Source organism: Clostridium sp., assembly GCF_032552055.1.
GTDB lineage: Bacteria > Bacillota > Clostridia > Clostridiales > Clostridiaceae > Clostridium.
In genome coordinates, this window is sequence record NZ_JAWGSV010000344.1 from 1 (window position 1) to 2639 (window position 2639).

Genomic DNA, 2639 nt, shown 5'->3' on the forward strand with positions numbered 1-2639 from the left:
AAACAGATAAGATACAAAGAAAAATCGAACAACTTATCCACAAATTAATCCACAGGTGTGGATAAGTATGCTGTGAAATAAAGTTATTCACATTCAATATTAATAATAACATAAGTTAAATGAACTATTCAAGAAGTTATCCACAAATAATATTATAATATTATATATATTTATCAACAGATTTTGAAAATTATAGTGTATTGACATCGAATAGCTCTCTATATATAATAATAAGGTAAATCTTAAAATTGGGATTATAGTTTTTACTATAGAAATTACAATATTAAAAGGGGGTGTAGTGAAATGTTCATGACATACCAACCAAAAAAGAGACAAAGAAAAAAAGAACATGGTTTCAGAAAGAGAATGAAAACTTCAGCAGGAAGAAATGTTCTTAAGAGAAGAAGACAAAAAGGTAGAAAAAGATTAACAGCATAAGGGCCGCAAATAGTGGCCTTTTTTCTGCAATAGCAGAAAAAAAGGAGAATAAAGTTTCTAATGATGTACAGGTTGAAAAAAAACAATGAATTTAAACTAGTTTATAGAAGAGGAAAATCTTCAGCTAATAATATATTAGTTTTATATGTATTTAATAATAATAGAAATAAAACTAAAGATGGAGATACATATAATAAGGTAGGTATTTCAGTTAGTAAAAAGGTTGGAAACAGTGTTGTTCGTAGCAGGAGTAAACGATTGATAACTGAAAGCTATAGACTAAATGAAGAACAGCTAAAAAAAGGTTATGATTTTGTTTTTGTAGCCCGAAGTGCTATTAAAGAAAAAAACTTCTTTGAAGTTGAAGAAGCAATGAAAAAACTTTTTTCAAAGGCAGGCTTGTATAGGCAATGAAGAAAATTATGTTAAAATCTATACATTTATATAGAAAATATATTTCACCGATGAGACCACCAACATGTATATATGTTCCATCATGTTCACAATATGCTATTGAAGCAATTACTAAATATGGTGCTATAAAAGGTGGTTTTTTAGCAATAAAAAGAATTATAAGATGTCACCCTTTTGCAAAGGGTGGCTATGATCCAGTGAAATAAGGAGGTTGCGCGCTAAAATGATGAAGTTTTTACAACCGATAACAAATTTTTTAACGATTATATTTGAAGGAATGCATGATATTATCATTAATATATTTAATATGGAACCAAGTGGTGTTTCATATATATTAACGATTGCTTTATTTACTCTAATTATTAGATTATTAATATTACCTTTAAATATAAAAGCTAACAGATCCAATGTAAGAATGCAAGAAATTCAACCAGAATTAAATGCTATTCAAAAGAAATATGCAAATGATCCACAAAAAATGCAAGCGGAATATTCAAAGTGCATGAAAGAAAATAATGTAAGTATGTTTGGTGGGTGTTTACCAACTTTATTACCTTTACCAATACTATTTGCTCTGTACTATGTATTTTTGACTATTAATGTTAATCAAGTAACAGATACATCATTCTTATGGATACCAGATGTATTTGAAAAGGATCCATACTTTATACTGCCTGTTCTGGCATTCCTAAGCACATATATTCCAAGTTTACTTTTAAGTAAATCAATGCCTAAGAATGAAGATGGTAAGCAAATGAATATGGGAACTATGAACCTTATGATGGCAGGTATGATGGGGGTTATGGCTATTAACTTTGATTCTATCTTAGTTATTTATTGGATAATAGGTGGAGTTATACAATTAGGGCAAACATATTTCTTAAATTATCTACCAGCTAAGAAAAAATTAGCTGCTAAAGAGGAAGAAGAAAAGTTAAAGGTAGCTACAAATGCTAAGAAAGCAACACCAAAGACTAAGAGAAAAAATTAATTATTATTTAGTATTATACTAGGTGGTGAATAGGGTATGAAAACATTTGAAATGTCTGGGAAAAATGTAAGTGAAGCATTAGAAAATGCATTAAAAGAGTTAAAACTTACTGAGGATAAGGTTGAATACGAAGTATTAGACGAAGGGTCTAAGGGGTTTCTAAATTTAATTGGTGCAAAACCTGCTAAAATTTTAGTAAAAGTAAAAAGAGATTATAAGGAAGAAGTAAAGCTATTTATTAGAAATATTCTTAATGGTATGAATGTACAGGCTGAAATTAAAGTTAAAGAAGAAAATGATGTAGTTTATATCAATTTAACAGGACCTAAGATGGGAATTATAATTGGATATAGGGGGGAAACCTTAGATTCATTACAATATCTTGCATCTTTAGTAGTTAATAAAGAACATGATATACCTTATAAAAAAGTAGTCTTAGATACTGAAAACTATAGAAAAAAGAGAGAAGAAACTTTAATTAGGGTTGCTGAAAAAACTGCATATAAAGTTAGAAAAACTAAAAGAGCTTACAAATTGGAACCGATGAACCCATATGAAAGAAGAATTATTCATTATGCTTTACAAGATAATGAATATGTATATACTTTTAGTGAGGGCGATGAACCTCATAGAAGAATAGTAGTTGATATTAAAAAATAGGTGAGGAGGCCTCAAGGCTTTCTTACCTTTTATTTTTTACAAAATAGATGAATTAGAGAATATATAAATTAATTTTTTATTAAATAACATCCTACGTAATAGCATCTATGTAGATTATATTTATTTTGACTTAATA

General features: G+C 28.2%; 5 protein-coding genes. All 5 read left to right on the top strand.

Annotated features, from left to right (window positions below):
* The first annotated feature begins 303 nt into the window (after positions 1–303).
* Genes rpmH through jag form a run of 5 tightly spaced genes read left to right on the top strand, consistent with a single transcriptional unit; the run spans position 304 to position 2503 of the window.
* Positions 304–438: a 50S ribosomal protein L34 gene (gene rpmH / locus E6248_RS15240; RefSeq protein ID WP_136008220.1), complete on the top strand. Its 135-nt coding sequence runs from the start codon at positions 304–306 to the stop codon at positions 436–438.
* A 60-nt stretch (positions 439–498) separates the two neighbouring features.
* Positions 499–852, top strand: a complete 354-nt coding sequence (rnpA, locus tag E6248_RS15245; protein WP_316341621.1) for a ribonuclease P protein component — start codon at positions 499–501, stop codon at positions 850–852.
* Positions 849–1058 carry a membrane protein insertion efficiency factor YidD gene (gene yidD, locus E6248_RS15250; RefSeq protein ID WP_136008222.1) on the top strand — a complete coding sequence of 70 codons (210 nt, stop codon included), beginning with the start codon at positions 849–851 and terminating at the stop codon, positions 1056–1058. The genes rnpA and yidD overlap by 4 nt, the downstream gene beginning before the upstream one ends.
* A 17-nt stretch (positions 1059–1075) precedes the next feature.
* Positions 1076–1843, top strand: coding sequence for a membrane protein insertase YidC (gene yidC, locus E6248_RS15255; RefSeq protein WP_316341622.1), 768 nt, complete (start codon positions 1076–1078; stop codon positions 1841–1843).
* Positions 1844–1879: 36 nt separating this feature from the next.
* On the top strand, positions 1880–2503 hold the full coding sequence (gene jag, locus E6248_RS15260) for an RNA-binding cell elongation regulator Jag/EloR (RefSeq protein ID WP_316341623.1): 624 nt from the start codon (positions 1880–1882) through the stop codon (positions 2501–2503).
* The last annotated feature ends 136 nt before the right edge of the window (positions 2504–2639 follow it).

What these genes read in the sequence shown, in the direction of transcription:
- rpmH (WP_136008220.1), top strand. Translation starts at nt 304, where the DNA reads ATGTTCATGACATACCAACCAAAAAAGAGACAAAGAAAAAAAGAACAT.
- rnpA (WP_316341621.1), top strand. Translation starts at nt 499, where the DNA reads ATGATGTACAGGTTGAAAAAAAACAATGAATTTAAACTAGTTTATAGA.
- yidD (WP_136008222.1), top strand. Translation starts at nt 849, where the DNA reads ATGAAGAAAATTATGTTAAAATCTATACATTTATATAGAAAATATATT.
- yidC (WP_316341622.1), top strand. Translation starts at nt 1,076, where the DNA reads ATGATGAAGTTTTTACAACCGATAACAAATTTTTTAACGATTATATTT.
- jag (WP_316341623.1), top strand. Translation starts at nt 1,880, where the DNA reads ATGAAAACATTTGAAATGTCTGGGAAAAATGTAAGTGAAGCATTAGAA.